This window comes from Coprococcus sp. TM115-187 (assembly GCF_027679115.1).
GTDB classification, from domain to species: Bacteria; Bacillota; Clostridia; order Lachnospirales; family Lachnospiraceae; genus Allocoprococcus; species Allocoprococcus comes.
The window spans coordinates 1-712 of the sequence record NZ_JAQEKS010000061.1; the positions used below are offsets into that span (position 1 = coordinate 1).

Sequence of the window (712 nt, forward strand, 5' to 3'; positions counted from 1 at the left end):
GGCATACCAGATAAATCAGTTATTAAAAGGACATTAGATATGGTTGGATTGCAAGATACAGGTAAAAAGAGTGTCCGCAATTTTTCATTAGGTATGCGTCAACGATTGGGGATAGCGATTGCACTTTTAAATACACCAGAACTATTGATTTTAGACGAGCCTATCAATGGTCTTGACCCTGCTGGAATTGTAGAAATCAGAAATTTATTGAAAATTTTGAATAAAGAATATGGTATGACCATTTTGGTTTCAAGCCATATCTTAGAAGAATTGTATCAAACAGCATCAGAATTTATTCTGATTGACCATGGAAAAATTATAGAAGAGATTTCTGATTATGAATTAAATGAACGGTGTAAACGACATATAGCTATTAAAACAACAGATGTTCAGAAAACGGTTCTGGTTTTGGAAGAGAATCTTCATACAGATAACTTTAAACTAATGCCAGATGGCATAATTCGTTTGTATGATTATTTGAATGATTTAGAGACAGTTGCGTCTGCTTTGGCAGAATCGCACATTCTTGTAACAGGACTTTCTGTATCTGGCGATACTTTGGAGGACTATTTTTTGAGCAAAATAGGAGGAACAAAAGATGTCAAATCTCCTAAAAACTGAGTTATATAAGTTGTTTCACAGTTGGTATTTTTGGGGAATTGGAATATTCAATCTCCTTTTAAGTAGCATATTGCTGTTAGATAGTAAAGAA

General features: G+C 33.4%; 1 protein-coding gene. It reads left to right on the forward strand.

Translation table 11 applies throughout. From position 1 onward, the window contains the following. Positions 1 to 621: ATP-binding cassette domain-containing protein (locus tag PGW42_RS15805; RefSeq protein ID WP_270235198.1), on the forward strand; the 621-nt coding region annotated here is incomplete at its 5' end. Positions 622 to 712: the final 91 nt, after the last annotated feature.